10 protein-coding genes are annotated in these 14,536 nt (G+C 72.8%); 5 read left to right on the top strand and 5 right to left on the bottom strand.

From position 1 onward, the window contains the following. The first annotated feature begins 73 nt into the window (after positions 1-73). Both D7X30_RS26625 and D7X30_RS26620 read left to right on the top strand, forming a co-directional pair. On the top strand, positions 74-1,216 hold the full coding sequence (locus D7X30_RS26625; RefSeq protein ID WP_120565780.1) for a patatin-like phospholipase family protein: 1,143 nt from the start codon (positions 74-76) through the stop codon (positions 1,214-1,216). A gap of 36 nt (positions 1,217-1,252) precedes the next feature. Next, positions 1,253-1,579 (top strand): hypothetical protein, encoded by a 327-nt coding sequence (locus D7X30_RS26620; RefSeq protein WP_120565779.1) that lies wholly within the window; start codon positions 1,253-1,255, stop codon positions 1,577-1,579. 71 nt (positions 1,580-1,650) lie between these two features. On the opposite strand, the gene D7X30_RS26615 is transcribed toward D7X30_RS26620, so the two are convergent. Then, on the bottom strand, positions 1,651-3,102 hold the full coding sequence (locus D7X30_RS26615) for a hypothetical protein (RefSeq protein ID WP_120565778.1): 1,452 nt from the start codon (positions 3,100-3,102) through the stop codon (positions 1,651-1,653). 183 nt (positions 3,103-3,285) lie between these two features. On the opposite strand from D7X30_RS26615, the gene D7X30_RS26610 reads away from it, so the two are divergent. Beyond that, positions 3,286-3,591 (top strand): hypothetical protein, encoded by a 306-nt coding sequence (locus D7X30_RS26610; RefSeq protein ID WP_120565777.1) that lies wholly within the window; start codon positions 3,286-3,288, stop codon positions 3,589-3,591. A 122-nt stretch (positions 3,592-3,713) separates the two neighbouring features. Beyond that, positions 3,714-4,136, top strand: coding sequence for a hypothetical protein (locus D7X30_RS26605; protein ID WP_120565776.1), 423 nt, complete (start codon positions 3,714-3,716; stop codon positions 4,134-4,136). Positions 4,137-4,224: 88 nt separating this feature from the next. Here D7X30_RS26605 and D7X30_RS26600 read toward each other — a convergent pair whose 3' ends face one another. The 4 genes from D7X30_RS26600 to D7X30_RS26585 all read right to left on the bottom strand — a co-directional run bounded on the left by D7X30_RS26600 (position 4,225) and on the right by D7X30_RS26585 (position 13,168). Then, positions 4,225-4,845, bottom strand: a complete 621-nt coding sequence (locus D7X30_RS26600) for a glycoside hydrolase family 19 protein (RefSeq protein WP_233591794.1) — start codon at positions 4,843-4,845, stop codon at positions 4,225-4,227. A gap of 97 nt (positions 4,846-4,942) precedes the next feature. Further along, on the bottom strand, positions 4,943-9,679 hold the full coding sequence (locus tag D7X30_RS26595) for a CHAT domain-containing protein (protein WP_120565775.1): 4,737 nt from the start codon (positions 9,677-9,679) through the stop codon (positions 4,943-4,945). Then, a complete protein-coding gene (locus tag D7X30_RS26590) occupies positions 9,676-10,860 on the bottom strand; it encodes an ABC transporter substrate-binding protein (protein ID WP_120565774.1) in 1,185 nt (394 codons plus the stop codon). Before D7X30_RS26590 ends, D7X30_RS26595 begins: the two co-directional genes overlap by 4 nt. Further along, positions 10,853-13,168 (bottom strand): MFS transporter, encoded by a 2,316-nt coding sequence (locus D7X30_RS26585; RefSeq protein ID WP_147443319.1) that lies wholly within the window; start codon positions 13,166-13,168, stop codon positions 10,853-10,855. Before D7X30_RS26585 ends, D7X30_RS26590 begins: the two co-directional genes overlap by 8 nt. Before the next feature lie 161 nt (positions 13,169-13,329). On the opposite strand from D7X30_RS26585, the gene D7X30_RS26580 reads away from it, so the two are divergent. Next, entirely contained in the window at positions 13,330-14,532 is a 1,203-nt protein-coding gene (locus D7X30_RS26580) for an OprO/OprP family phosphate-selective porin (protein ID WP_158619396.1), read from the top strand. The last annotated feature ends 4 nt before the right edge of the window (positions 14,533-14,536 follow it).

Genomic DNA, 14,536 nt, shown 5'->3' with positions numbered 1-14,536 from the left:
GGTGGATTGGGATCCATCAGCCCCCCGCTCCTCCGGGGCGGCACTCCACCGCAGCACCCGCGAGAGGACATCCATGACACAGCCGCAAGCACCCCAGGAGCGCCCGCAGGTCATCGTCGTCTTTCAAGGCGGCGGGGCCCTGGGCGCCTACCACGTGGGGGCCTATCAGGCCCTGGAGGAGGCCGGCCTGCATCCGGACTGGGTCTCCGGCATCTCCATTGGCGCCTTCACCGCCGCGCTGGTCGCGGGCAACCGCCCGGAGCAGCGGCTCGAGCGGCTGGAGGCGTTCTGGCGCGAGGTGTCCTGGCCGGGCAGTGAGTGGGGCTCGCTCTTCAAGGGCCGCCTGCGCCAGCTCTTCAACCTGGGCAGCCACATGACCAGCCTGCTCTTCGGCCAGCCCGGCTTCTACGCGCCCCGCGCGATACCCCCGCAGCTCGCGCCGCCGGGCTCGCCGGAGGCGCTGAGCTTCTACTCCACCCGGCCCATGCGCTCGACGCTGCGGCGGCTGGTGGACTTCGACTACATCAACTCCCGCGCGACGCGGCTGAGCCTGGGGGCCACCCGCGTGAGCGACGGCCACCTGGTGTTCTTCGACAACACGCGAAGCGCCCTGGGGCCGGACCATGTGCTCGCCAGCGGCGCGCTGCCGCCCGCCTTTCCGCCCAGCCTCATCGACGGGGAGCTGTACTGGGACGGCGGCTGCGTCACCAACACGCCGCTCAACGCCATCCTGGACGACCCGCCCCAGCGGCACTCCCTCGTCTTCATGATTGATTTGTTCGAGGCGCGCGCGCCGCTGCCTCGGAACCTGGACGAGGCGAGCTGGCGCATGAAGTCCATCCAGTTCGCGGGCCGCACGTCGCAGCAGGTGGACCAGTTCGCGACCGTGTGGAACCTGCGCCGGACCGCGACCCGGGTGACGCGGCACATGTCCGCGTCCTCGCCGCTCGCGTTCAGCGACGAGCCCCTGACGAAGCCCGCGCCCCGGCTGGACATCATCCACCTGACGTACCAGCGCGGTGAGCACCAGATCTCCAGCAGCGACGCGGAGTTCTCCCGCGCCTCCATCGCGGAGCGCCGGGCGGACGGCTACCGGGACATGAAGCGCGCCCTGGAGACCTCGCCGTGGACGCAGCCCTTGGCGAACGGGCCCCAGGCGTTCGGTGACGAGGACCTGTCGCCGGCCGAAGGGGGCGCCGTCGTCCACCGCCTCTAGAAGCACCCACCTGTCTTGACCCGAAGGAGCAACGCCATGACCGAAGCGAAGAGAGTCGATCCGTATGCCCACCTGATGGACCTGGGGCGGGGCGCCCTGCACCAGGCCATCGCCGCCCAGCGCTCCGCGCTCGAATACTCCCGCCAGTTCGTGGAGGGGGACGCCGCCGCGCGGCCGCTGCGCTCGCAGCACGAGGAGTGGGTGCGCAAGGCGCTGGAGACCCTGGCGCCGTTCTACGCGCTGGAGCAGCTGGCGCGCGACCAGCTGCTGAAGGCGCAGGCCAGCCTCTTCGAGCTGGCCGACGACACCCTGCGCAACCTCACGCTGCACGGTGTGGAGCGCGGCGGGCACCGCTCCGCCTGAGCCCTGCGCGTCGCGAAGCTCGAACCCCGGGGGGCCTTGCACGCCGCCCGGGGTTTTGTTGTTTCCAACCGTCAGCGCGGAGCCAATGGCAGACGCACGGCCGGGTCGCCCAGCAGCACGTAGCCGCCCAGGTCCTGCCGGAGCATCCACAGGTGCGAGCGCCGCAGCGGATCCACCGTGGAGGGCTTCCCGGCGCTCCGGGCCGCCTCCTCCTGGTCATACAGCGTGGTCAGCTCCAGGTTGGCCTGGTGGCCCCCGCGCAGCAGCCAACTCAGGCCCAGGCCCACGCGCCGGCCCCGCGCCAGTTGCTGGAGCGGCTCCATGAAACGGGACACCTTGCCCTGGCGGTGGTCGCGGTCCTGGAAGCCATACGTCCACGCCAGGTCCACGTGGCCGATGACCGCCAGCGGTCCCTGGGGGTTGGCCAGCGCGGACTGCGGCAGCGCGGCGACGAAGGGTCGCTCCCCGGGCCGGGGCAGCGCCGCGGTGAGCGACTCCAGTCTCCCGCTGAACTGGCCTCCCGCCTGCAACTGCTTCAGCCAGTGATGGAAGGCGCTGCGCGACGGCGTGCCCGCGCCGAAGCACGCGAAGAGGAACCAGATGCCGCCGGGCAGGAAGGGCCGCTGGGCCAGCGCCGCGCCATCCAGGTGCTGGCCTTCGCCCAGGTTGAGCGCCCCCTGGAGCGCGAGCTTCGCGTCGGTGCTCCGCCAGCCCGCGCGGGGACTGCCCAGGCCGTGGCTCATGGAGAAGAGCAGGGTGGTTTCCTGGAGCGCGGCCTGCTCCAGCAGTGCGTTGGCGCCGGGCTCTCCCGGCAGGCCCAGCTCCAGCACGTCCCGCGCGGGGAATCGGCCCAGCTCCCGCGCCTGCCGGGCCGACGCGATGGCCGGGGCCACCAGCGAATGATAGCCCGTTCGCGTCGCGGCGGTGCCGTCGTGGACGGTGAAGAAGAGCGAGCGGGGCTGGCGCTCGACGGAGGGCGCGTTCTCCCAGCGCAGCACCTTGTCCACGTAGGCCGCGTAGTCCTCGTCGCGCCGGAAGGCCAGCCGCCCCACGTAGGCGTCGTGGGCCGCGGCCTGCTGCAGCTCGAAGGGCACCTGGTGGAAGTCCCCCAGGAAGAGCAGGTAGCGGGGCCGGTCCGCCACGGGCACCGCTTCGTCGTCCAGCACGACGCGCACCCAGCGGGTGAAGTCCTCCAGGTTCCGCCCCTCCGCCGCCAGCTCCGGGCTCACCCGGTAGATGCGCACCGGGTGGCCGTCCTGCTGCTCCTGCCGGTGCCGGCGCAGGGGCTCCATCAGCGCGAGCAGCCGGTCTCCTTCAGGCCCCTCCGGCGCGACCAGCCCCCAGCGCTGCGCGGGCAGGGAGTTGGGGTCTTCGCCGTCGTCCCACAAGTGGCGCTCCTCGCGCCCCTGCGCGTCGTCGTCGCGCGGGACCCGCGCCGCGGCGTCGGCGGGCAGGCCGTCGGGGGCCACCGGCTCGTGTGAATCGGCGTGGGACAACAACAGCTCGACGTTCTGCGTGCTCATGTTTTGGGAGGGCTCCTGGCGTGCGCGCCCGGGAAGTCGTGCGCGTGACGGCAGGACGCGCCGGGTGGCGGCCGTGTGAGCCATGGATGTCTGGCGTTGGCATTCACACACAAATGGCGTGCGGCGTCCTGTGGACGCAGTGCCCGGCATGTCCGCCGTCAACCCAATCCCAGGAGCACTCCCATGCAGTCCGCCGCCCAGCTGTCCGCTTACATCATCGCCTTCGCGGGTGCCGCCCGCACCGCGCAGCGCCTCATGTCGTCGGGCATGGATCCGATGACGATCGCCGAGTACTACTTCGAGGTGAACCTCACGAGCGACTTCGAGATCAAGAGCGAGACGGACGTTGCCCTCAACGTCTGGCGCATGAGCATCAAGGAGAAGCTCACGCTCGACTACAAGGAGCACATGGGGCTCACCGTGAAGTGCACCATCAAGCCCGCGGCGTTGCTCGCGGCCCAGGGTGGCAGCACCGGCGGCGGCGCCTGAAGCCCGCCGTCTGTCTGAGCAGAACACGCTGAAGCAAGACACACCCGTCGCCGCCGGTGCTTCGTTCTGGAGCACCGGCGGTGGCGGCTCGCCTTCCACCCTTCCGCCGCCCATCCCATCCCATGGCAAAGCCCAATCCCACGCCTGACCACGCGCAAGTCCTCATCCACGACCTCATCCTGGCCGTCCAGTCCTCGCTGGACATCGCGGAGGAGACGGCGCGCAAGCACTACTCCTTCTCCGTGGCGGAGCTGGAGGTCTCCGCCAGCTTCGAGTTCGAGATGACGGAGCAGGACAGCGACATCCCCGAGGACAAGCCGCAGCCCAAGCGCTGGTTCTCCATCTTCGGCGGCGGCACCAAGAAGGAACACACGCGCCTGCACGACCTCAACGAGAAGGACTCCAGCAAGCTCACGGTGCGCATGCTGTTCCGTCCCGGAGGCAAGCACCTGGCAGGCGGCACCGTCGAGTCCTCCGACGGCAGCACCTCCACGGAGGAGGAAGCGACGACGGAGCCCGCGTCCACTCCGTCCAAGCGCAAGTAGACGCCATGACGACAAAGGAGCCCGCGGCCTTCTTCAGGTCGCGGGCTCTTCGTGTTTCAGGGGGCGGCAGGACGCGCCCGGGGGCGCGTCACTTCTTGTCCAGCATCCGCAGCGCGCGCTGGTAGTAGGTGTCGCGCGAGGCCTTGCCGTTGTAGCCGCCGTTGATGCGCCGGGTGATGGCGTCGAACTCGCCCTTGTCGGCGTGCTTGTTGAGGCCGCGGCTGTTCCAGAACCAGGCGGCGGTGCGGAAGCCCACGTCCAGGTCGGCCGCGCGGGCGGGGTTCTCCTCCAGGTCCAGCTCCAGCGCCTTGCCCGCGGCGCGGTAGTTGGTGCGGCCGGTGATTTGGATGGGCCCGCGGCCCTTGTAGCGCGCGCCGTCACCCGGCTTGACGTTGCCCAGGTCCTTGCGCCGCTCGTAGGCGCGGCCGGTCGCCAGCTCCTCGAAGTACCGGAACTCGGCGCTCTCGTGCGCCAGCTGCGCCAGGAACGCGGCCTGGCGGCGTGGGGTGTTGATGCCCGCCTCGGACATGGCGTCGTTCAGGTGCGGCAGCACCTCTTGCGCGCGCGCCTTGGGCAGCCGGGTCAGGAACGAGCGCAGCTGCTCCAGCGTCAGCGCCTGGAATGTTTCGCCTTTCGGCTCGGAGGCTTCGTCGGACTGAGAGGATTTGGAGGACTTGGGGGACTTGGAACCAAAGCCAAAGAGGGCCATCGGGCGGACTCCCGGGTTGCCGGCCCCGGCGGAGGCCGGGCCGTGGGTGTCTGGAAGACGCCGGGTGGCTGGGAGTTGTGAGCGCCGCTGGAAGGCTTCAGGGCTCGTCCGGGAGTGGTGGGCGTCCATGCCGCTGCTCACACGCGGCGTTGGCCTCCAGGGCCTTCGCGGGCAGGTCGCCCAGCAGGCCGCGCCGCTCGCCGGGCGTCAGGCACGCGGAGCTGGTCGCCTGGAGCTTCTCCTGGAGCCGCTCGATGGGGAGCGGCTCGCGCGGACGCCACACCCGGGCGCTGCCGTCCGTGGAGCCGGTGACGAGCCGGGGCTCCTCCGCGCGGGGGCTGAACACGGCCGAGGTCACCTCGCCTTCGTGCGCGGAGAGGATGAGGTACGGCTCGCCGGGCGCGTCCGTGAGCCACACGCGGGCACGGCCGTCCGCGCACGCGGTGACGACGCGGCTACCCTCCGGGCTCCAGGTGGCCCAGGGCACCGGCGCGTCATGGCGCAGGAGCGCGCGCACGCCTCGCACCCGGCCGTTCTCCACGGTCCAGAGGCGCGCCGTGCCGTCCTGCGAGGAGGTGAGCACCTGGGTGGGATCCTTCGGGTGGAAGGCGGCGGAGAGGACCCAGTCGTCGTGGCTGTAGAGCGTGGCGGTGAGGCGCCCCTCCGCGCTCCAGATGCGGGCGGTGCCATCTTGAGATGCGGTGATGAGGCGCTGGCCGTCGGGGCTGAAGGCCACGGAGCGGACCTGGTCGCCGTGGCCCTCCAGCGCGACGGGCGGCCGCGTCCCATCCACGCTCACGATGCGGGTGGCGCGCGGGCTGGATGCGAGCGCCACGCGCTGGCCATCGGGGCTGAAGGCCGCGCCGAAGAAGGGCTCGCGCTGGGACGCCAGCACGCGCCGGCCCGCCGTGCTTCCGTCCGCCGGCCACAGGCGCGCGGTGCCGTCCAGCGAGGCCGTCAGCAGCCACCGGCCATCCGGACTGAAGGCCACGGAGCGCACGTCCTGCGCATGGCCCCGGAGGACGTGCGTGGCCCGGCCGTCCTCCGACCAGAGGCGCACCGCCCCGTCCTGCGACGCCGTGGCCACCTGCGTGCCGTCCGGGCTGAAGGCCACGGACCAGAGGAAACCCGCGGACGTCTGGAGCGGGAGCGAGTCCTGGGGCGCGTCCAGGCGCCACACCCGCGCGGTGGCGTCGACGGAGGCGGTGACGACCTGCTTGCCGTCCGGACCGAAGCCGCCCCACAGCAGGGTGGACCGGTGGCCGAGCAACAGCCGGGGCGGCGTGTCCTCGCGCGCGGACCACAGCCGCGCGGTGGTATCCGAGGAGACGGTGAGGATCCACTCGCCCAGCGGTCCCCCGAAGGTGGCCAGGCGCACGGCGCCCTGGTGGCCGCGCAGCACGCGAGGCTCGCCTCGCCCGTCGGCCCGGAAGAGGCGCGCGGTGGTGTCCACCGACGCGGTCACCACCTGGTGCCCATCCGGGCTGAAGCGCGCGGTGGTCACCTCGCCCTGGTGTCCCTTCAGCGCCACGGGGGCGGTGGTGCCGTTGACGGGCCAGACGCGCGCGACGCCGTCCCGGGCCACCGTCAGCACGTGGGTGCCTTCCGGGTCGAACGTGGCGGAGGTGACGGGGGCGGGGTGGGGCAGCTCGCGCGGGCCTTCCGTCCCCTCCACGGGAGTCAGGCGCGCGGTGCCGTCCAGCGACGCCGTCAGCAGCCACCGCCCATCCGGGCTGAAGGCCACGGTCTGCACGGCGCCCCGGTGCCGCACCTCGCGCGGCTCGCCGGTGCCGTCCACCCGCCACAGCCGCGCCAGCCCGTCTCGCGAGGCCGTGGCCACGCGCTGGCCGTCCGGGCTGAAGGCGCCCCATTGCACGACGCCGCGGTGCCGGAACGTGTGCAGCAACACGCCGTCCGCCGTGCTCCACAGCCGCGCCGTGCCGTCGTGCGAGGAGGTGAGCACGCGCTGCCCTCCCGCCGGGCTGAAGGTGGCGTGGTAGACGGGCCCCGCGTGGCCCGTGAGCACCACCGGCGCTCCTTCGCCACTGGTCCGCCACAGCCGCGCGGTGCCGTCCTTCGACGCCGTCACCACGCGCTGCCCGTCCGAGCTGACCTCCACGTGGACCACGGCCTGGGCGTGGCCGCGCAGCACCGCGCGGCTCAGCGGCTCCTGGAGGACCCCGGACACGTCCTGGGCCCAGCCCCGGAGCCGGCCGGGCTCCTGGACCTCGCGAAGCATGAGCAGGGCCAGCGTGGGATTGTCACGCCGCAGCTTCCGGGCGACGTCCAGCAGCACCAGGTCCCGGGCGCGCTGGGCGTAGTGCCGCGCCTCCTGCCGCTCCCGCCAGGCCCGGGCCTCCAACTGGCGCGCGTTCCACGCGAGCGCCGCCATCCCCCCCGCCACCACCAGCGCGGCCACCAGCATCCGCACCAGACGCTGGCGCGCCGACGCGTCCTGGGCCTCGGCGGAGGCCACGCTGGCGTCCAGCAGTTGGAGGACGTCCTCGCCCGGCTCCTCGCTGTAGCGCCGCAGGATGTCCTGCGCGTAGCCCAGCCGGCTTCCGGACAGGAGGTAGGGCGCGCCGCCGTCGGGAGCGCTCCGGTGCGCGATCCAGTCCTGGGCCCAGGACTCCAGCTCGCGGAAGTGTTGGATGCGCTCGCGGTCCGCGCGGGCCCACTCCGCCAGCTCCGGCCAGGTGCGCAGCAGTGACTCGTGCGACAGCTGCAACCACTCCACGCCCGACGCGTCCTCTTCCCGGGTCAGCAGCCGCGCGGTGAGCAGCACGCCCAGCACCCGGTCGAAGTCGGCGCGGGGCTCCGGTGGGGTGGGGCGCAGCTGCTGCGAGCGCACCCGCCGGCGCCTGCCGTGCGACGGCCCGCCCTGGAAGTCCACCAGCTCCACCAGCAGCCGGCGCGCCTGCCCCTGCGCGCTCGGAGATAACAATTCATAGAGCCGGTTCGCCGCCCGCTTCAGCGCCCCCGCGACGCCGCCCAGGGCCGCGTAGGCGCGGTGGGTGAGCTGCTGCCCCTCGCGCTCCTCCCAGAGTTGATCCAACGCGTACTGGAGCAGCGGCAGCGACCCGGGCTCCTGCCCCACCTCCTGGAGGAGCCGGTCCACCAGCCCGGCCTCGAAGCGCAGCCCCACCTTGTGCGCGGGGCCCTCGATGGCCGCTCGCAGCGCATCACCCTGGAGCTCCGTGACGAAGAGGCGGTGGGCGTCCGAATACACGGCCGCGTCCAGGCGCGTGCCCTCCGCGTCCACCAACAGGTCGCCGCAGCGTCCCAGGTAGTCCACCTGGAGCGTGGCCAGCACCACCACCCGGCGCTCAGGGTCCTTCGCGAGGCTCCACAGCGCGGTGGCCAGGTCGCGGCGCGCCGGGGACTCCATCGCTGTGAAGAGGTCCTCGAAGGGGTCCACCAGCAAGAGCTGCCGGCGCTCCGGTGGGGCCTGGCGCACTTCCTGGAGCGCCTCCGCCGCGCCCTGTCCGGGCTTGAGCAGCCGCACCTCCCAGTCCGCGGCCCGAAGCTCCTGGGGAAGGCCCGCGAGGGCGAGCGAGGACTTGCCGCTGCCGGAGACACCGGCCAGCACCTGGAAGCGGGGACGCTGGCCCTCCACCGCCTCGTGGACGCGCTGGAGCAGCTCCTGCTGGAGCGACTCGCGGCCGAAGAAGAAGCGGCGGTCCTCCTGCTGGAAGGGCAAGAGGCCCCGGTAGGGCCGGAGCGCCACCGGGCGCGTGTCTCCGCCGTGCTCCGCGCGCGCGTAGAGCTGGAGCGAGACGTGGTCCAACGCGGTGGTATCCAGCGCCAGCAGGCGCCGGGCGTGCCCCACCGCCTCCTCCAGCGATGCGGGCTTCACCAGCAGCGCGCGGTAGAGGGCGCGCGTGAGCACGACGGAGCCCGGCACGGAGAGCAGCAGGCGCGAGGCCACCACCGCGGGCAGTCCCGCGCGATGGAGCGCCTGGGCCACGCTGCCCAGGTGGTTGTCCGTCGCGCCCGCGCCACTCTGGCACGCGCACAGCACCACCAGCCGCAACGTCGCCGCGTGGGGCATGAGCAGCTGGCGCAGCGTCGCGCCGTCCACCAGCTCCGGTTCGCCGCCCTCCCACGACGCGTCCCAGAGCAGTCCATACGTCTGCCCGCGCCGGCCGCCGTGGCACAGCAGGTGGAGCACGGACACGGGTTCACCGGGCCGGTTGAGCGCCTCCGCCAGCGACGCCAGCGAGACGTGTGGCAGGACGTCCCGCTCCGGCTCGAACGGGTACGCGCCCTGCCGGCAGGCTCCGCTCACCTCCTGCTGATGCGCCCGGGCCGGCACCTGGCCTCCGGCGGCGGACCAGGCGAAGAGGACGCGGCCCTGCTGGGAGGTGCCCGGCGCGGGCAGGTCTCCGGACGCGGGCCATTCGTAGCGGATCAGAACGCCGGGCAGCTCCGCCACGGTGCGCCCGGAGGTGCCCAGCGTGAGCAGCTCCCAGGGCAGCGCGAAGAGCTCCGCCGCGGCGAAGCGGAAGGTGAGGTGCACCGGGCGCCCCACCTGGACGGCGGCGGCGATGTCGTTCGCCTGGGCGTCCCAGCCCACGCCTTCCAGGAACGCGCGCAGCCGTTCCCCCAGACGCTGCACCACGTTGCGGTCCGGCTGGGGCTTCTCCAGCTCCGCGAGGTCCGACAGGAGCGCCGGCTCCCAGTCGAGCGCCGCGCGTGCGTAGCTGCCCCGGGCGCGCCGCAGGAGGTACTCCTGCGGCTCCATCCGGAAGTGGAAGGGGTCGCCCGCCTCCTGCGCGCGCACCAGCTCCAGCAGCAGCTCCAGTGGCGCGGGCTTCGCGACGCCAGCGCTCATGGCGAGGCCGCCGGGGCGGACGCGGCGGGCTGTCCGTCCTGGCGCACCAGCCGGCCATCCAGGTCGTAGAGGGAGCTGGCCTGCTCCAGGAAGTGGAAGGGCAGCTTGATGTCCAGCTGCCGCGCCCGCCGCAGGTGGATGGCCAGGTCCGGCGGGGAGATGACCCCCATGGGCAGCCGCGACGCCGGGAGGCGCGAGCCCAGCACCTCCAGCATGTAGCGCGCGCCCAGCTGGCCGGCGCTCTTGAAGGGCACGCCAATGGACATGACCGCGCTGGAGTTCCCCTCGCGCACGGCCTCGCGCACGGAGCCCAGCACCGGAATGCCCTCGGAGTACCGGTCGATGCGCTCCAGCTCGTCGTACACCGCGGAGGAGGTGGTGACCCAGAAGAGGCTGTGCCGGCCGTCGGGGTCTATCTGCCGCATCGCGCGGGCCATGCGCGGAAGCTGTTCGGAGAGCGTCTCCTCCGCGCCGCGCTTGCCCTCCACGGCCAGCTCCAGCAACTGGAAGCCGTCCCGCGCGGACAGCCGCCGCATGGCCTCCGCCTCCACCTCCACCGTGCTCTGGTTGCGGCGGTCGTACACCACCGTCAGCACCTTCAACGGGCCCAGCAGCTCCTGGAGGTAGTGCAGCTGCACGTCGGGGGAGAGCGACAGCGAGACAAAGGCCATGTTGTCCGGCTTGGCCTGCTGGGAAGCACCTTCCTCGAAGCCCAGCCACAGCTCCGGCGACTTGCACAGCGCCACCACCGGCGTGGGCTGGTTGCCGAAGCGGTTGTAGAGAAAGCGCGTCGCGTCCGAGCCCATGGCGACGATGAGGTCGAACTGGCCGGAGTCCGCCAGCGCGAGCATCCGCTCCTGCTCCTCGCGGCCCGTGCCGAGCTTGTAGAGCGTGAGGTCCACCCGCACGCGCTGATTGCGCAGCACGGGCAGCATGCCCTCCAGGATCCAGTTGAGGCTGCTCTGGGCCACGGTGAGCAACACCAGCACCTCGCGCACCTGGAGCTGGGGCGTGGGGGGCTGTTCAGGGGTGATGAGGATCCGCTGCGCGGTCGCCTCCACCCGCCAGCCGCGAAGCGTCTCCGGCGGCAGGGCCACCCAGGTGGAGATGTCGTCCGGTTGTGCCTGGACCGGACAGGACACGCACAGCAGCAGCAGCAGGCCCAGCAGCCAGTCACGCATGGCGCACCTCGCGACCGGGCGGGGCCCGGGTCATCCAGGAATGGGCGGCCCCCAGCAGCAGCACCCCGACGCCCAGCCCTCCGAGCACCGGGAGCGGATCCTCCGGGGGTCTCCAGAAGGCGCTGACGAGGAGCGGCCCCACGCACTGCCCGAGCGCGCCGAGCAGCGGAGTGATGGAGGCCCAGGTGCTCCCGCGCGCGCCCTCCGCCGGCTGGCTTTCGACGTGGTGGTCGAGCGGGACGTGGACGAGCCCCAGGGACATTCCCAGCAGGCAGAGCGCCAGCGCGCGTACGGGCTCCAGCGAGCCGAAGGCCGCGAGCGCGAGCAGTGACAGCCCGGTGCCCAGCACGCCCCCCTGAAGCAGCCTCCGGCTCCCGTCGAGGCGCGCCGGCAGGGCATGGGGAAGCAACGCGCCCAGCGCGACGAGCGCGAGCAGCTGCCCGATGCGGTCCGTGTCCTTGCCCTCGCCCACGAGCCACAGGGGCAACACGAGCCCGAGCACGCCCCCGCGCGAAAGCCACGACGGCAGCCCGACGAACAGCAGCGCCCGGCGGTGCTCGCGCGGACTCCACGCCCCCGGAGGCTGGGGCGGAGGCGTGAGGGAGGCCCGGAAGGCACGAGGCGCGGCGGACCGGTTCCGCGCCTCCAGGGGGGGCAGCCAGTGCCGCGAATACGCGAGCGCGCCCAGGCCACAGAGGGCCGCGAACAGGAACACCGGGGACGGGCCCAGGTGGGCCGCCACGAGCGCGCCCAGCACCGTGCCGGCGAGCAGGCCGCCACCCCGGGCCAGGGTGAGCCTCGCGAGGCGCCGGGGCGGCTGTCCCGGGGGAAGCGCGGCGAGCAGATACGCCCGCGTCCCGGCGGCCAGCGCCCCCAACCCGAACCCGCAGAGCCCGCGCAGCACCAGCCACGCGCGCAGGTCCGAGGTGAACGCCATCAACACGAAGGCCGCGGTGGACACCCCCAGGGCCACCACGAGCCAGCGCCCGAGGTGACCCTGCCGCGCGTAACGCTCGGCGGGGACGAACGCGAGCGCGCAGGCCCCCTGGAAGGCGACGGCGAGCAGCGCGGCGCCGCCGCCCGGGAGGAGGGCCTGCGCGGCGACGGGGAGGAAGGCGAAGGGGAGCCCCTCCAGGAAGCCCCCGAGGAAGGCGAGGGGCTGGAGCCGGCCCACCGTCCGCTGCTCGAAGGCGCGCGAGCCGGAGTTACGCCGGGGCAGGGGCGCCAATGCTCCGAGCACCAGCAGGCCCAACAGGCTGGAGGCGGCGAAGAGGAAGAGGAAGCCAGGGGCCGTGCGCCAGAGCCGCGCCTGGAGCGCGCCCTTCGCGGCGCCCACCTCCAGACGCACGGGGAGGTTCCACGGGCCCTCCGTGAGCTCCAGGTCGATGGTGTATTCGAAGCGCTCGTCCCCCGTGCGCTCCGCGCCCGCGTCCACCTGGACGAGCACCCGTTCATCCGCGATGAGCGCCAGCGAGCCCAGGTCCGCGTTGGTGCGCTGGTACTCCTCCAGCAGGGTGTCCAGGCCACGCAGGTGGGAGAGCGTCAGGCCCAGCCGCGCCGCCTCGTTCAGCCGCCGCGCCAGCGAGTGCGCCAGGCTGCTGGTGCGCTGGTGCAGCCCGTCGGAATAGAGGTCCGCCAGCGCCAGGGACGTGGCCAGCGTCAGGCCCAGGAAGCTCAAGGAGAACGCCGCGCCCAGCCAGCGCCGGGGACGCCGCATCCACAGCCGCTGCGCGCCCGCCACGAAGGCCCCCAGGAACAGCAGACCTCCCCCCAGCAGCGTGAAGAGGGGCTGGCAGCGCCGCAGCACCCGCTGGGACACCGCCTCCCGGGACATCACCAGCTCCAAGCGGCCCACCTCCCCGAAGCGGTCCGACAGCGGCAGCGACACGCGAAAGGAGCGCGCGTCCTCCGTCACCGCGAAGCGCTGGTGGGGCAGGGGGGGCACGCGGCGGGCCGCGGGGGCGAGAACCTCCGGGCCGGGGGGCTCGGAGAAGAGCAGCCGGCCCTGGTCGTCCAGGACGCGGACCGCCTCCAGCGTGGGGTCCGTCTGGCGCAGCGTGCGCGCCAGCTGGGTGAAGCCGGTGAACTGCTCCAGCGCCATGCCCACGCGCAGGAACATCTCCACCGGCCCCTGGATGATCGCGCCCTGCGCCGCGAGCCGCTCGAACTGGAGGCGGGCGTCCCCGCGCCACGCCTCGCCCAGCCCCAGGGCGACGACCCCTCCGAGCGAGGCGGCCAGCACCAGGAGGAGGGCGCCAAGCCGGGCCCGGCGCAACCCGCGCCCGTGCCGGAGGGAATGGACAGACATGGTTCACTCGCGAATGAGCGGCTTCATGCGCCGCGCCCTGTCTCCAAGGACGGCCTGGCCCCTCCGGTGTGAACGGTTCACAAAGACATCCATGTCGCCGTCCCACGGGCATGCCCACACCCCAATTGCGTGCCTTTGTCTTGTTGTCTGTTTTTGTATCAATGATCCTGCTGGCCCCCCGGGCCCGCGCGGAGCCCCCGCCGCCCACGGGGGCCACCATCCTCCAGAGCCGCGACGGCCGGTCCACGCTGCGCGTGGGCATGGGCCTGCAGACGGACCTTCGGCTGACGCCCACCGACGATGGGCTCGCGAGCACCTTCCTTGTCCGCCGCGCGCGCATCAACCTGTCCGGCACGCTGGCGCCCTTCGCGGACGTGCGGCTCATCACCGACGTGGGCCTGCGTGACACGCCCCTCTACCAGGACGCGTGGCTGGAGTTGCGCGCCGCGCCCTGGCTGCGGCTGCGCGCGGGCCGGCTCAAGGTCCCCTTCGGTTACGAGTGGCTGGAGACCTCCTCCACCTTCCTGGACTTCGTCGAACAATCCCTCCTCTTCTCCCTGGTGCTGCCCCGGTACGACCAGGGCCTGGCGCTCCACGGAGAGTTGGGCGGCAACCGCGTGGAGTACTGGCTGGGCCTCTTCAACGAGGCGAGCAGCAAGGCGCGCGACGAGGACCGCGGGAAGATGCTGGCGGGCCGTATCGCCGTGGTGCCCGCGGAGGGCGTCTCCGTCGCGGTGAGCGCCACCCAGGCCCTGGGCGACAACCTGCCGGAGGAGGCGCGCGGCCGGCTGGCCACGGGCTTCTCCTTCCTGACGGCGCCCCAGTACAAGCTGACGTACGCCACGGGCGCCACGGGCCTGTTCGTCGTTCCACCTGAATGGCGCCTGGGCGCGGACTTCGTCTCCTTCCAGGGGCCCACGTCGCTGAAGGTGGAGTACGCCCGCTTCTTCTCTCCCTCCCGCGAGGGCTGGCTCACCGCCGCGGACCTGGGCAGGGAGGACCGGCGGGTGCACCTGGCGGGGCTGCGCTCCCAGGCCTTCTACGCGTCCGGCACGTGGGTGCTGACGGGCGAGAAGAAGCAGGAGCGGGGCGTGGAGCCGGAGCGGCCGTTTGATCCGGGCGCGGACAGGTACGGCGCGGGCGCCTGGGAGCTGGGGCTGCGCTACGGCTTCGCGCGGCTGCGCTTCGAGGGACTGCCCGGCCACGACGGGCCTTCCGAGGAGCGCCTCCAGGAGCTGACCGCCGGCCTCAACTGGTACCTCAACTCCAACACCCGCTGGATGTTCAACGCCAGCCGGTACGTCTTCGCCGGGGGGCGCGCGCCCTACGACGAGCTCCTCATGCGCATCCAGTGGTTCTTCTAGAGGG

The organism is Corallococcus sp. AB011P (assembly GCF_003611605.1).
GTDB classification, from domain to species: Bacteria; Myxococcota; Myxococcia; order Myxococcales; family Myxococcaceae; genus Corallococcus; species Corallococcus coralloides.
The sequence above is the reverse complement of the archived record's forward strand: the minus strand, read 5'-3'. Positions and strand labels throughout refer to the sequence as shown.